The 615-nt window shown below is 66.2% G+C and carries 1 protein-coding gene; it reads left to right on the forward strand.

Annotated features, from left to right (window positions below; all coding sequences use genetic code 11):
- Positions 1-615: hypothetical protein (locus ACXJKJ_RS31105; RefSeq protein WP_457395437.1), on the forward strand; the 615-nt coding region annotated here is incomplete at both ends.

Below are 615 nucleotides of genomic sequence, written 5' to 3' on the forward strand. Positions count from 1 at the left end.
ACTACACCGACTCGGCGCTGATCCGCCGCCGTCAGCAGACCCGCGAACACACCATCCGCGCGCAGCGCTTCGATGCCGCGTTCACCCCGGAAAGCGGCTTCTTCACCGCGTTCAAGGGCGGCCTGCGCCACTCCGAAGCCAGCTACACCGACTTCACCGACACCCGCGACATCACCACCACCAATGTCGCGGCCATCCGCGCGGCCAACCAGGCCTGCCGCCAGGCATTCCCGCAGAAGGACTTCCTGGCCAACGCCAGCGGCAACACCATCGACCAGTGGGCCACCTTCGACAGCCGTTGCCTGTTCAAGGCCTTCACCGGCGTGGACGACACCGGCCTGAGCGCGGACCTGCGCGACCCGGCCAACAACGATGTCACCGAGAAGACCAACGCCATCTACCTGATGGGCGACTACAGCAGCGAATGGTTCGGCCTGCCGGTCACCGGCAACATCGGCGTGCGCTGGGTGCGCACCGATGTCAGCTCGGTTGGCCTGCGCAGCGGCCTGGATGTGATCAACAACCCCGACGGCACCATCACCCTGCGCCCCACCGGCGATTTCACCCGCCAGGTGCTCAAGTCCAGCAATGCCGAATGGCTGCCCAGCTTCAACG

It is taken from the genome of Roseateles sp. P5_E1 (assembly GCF_054049335.1).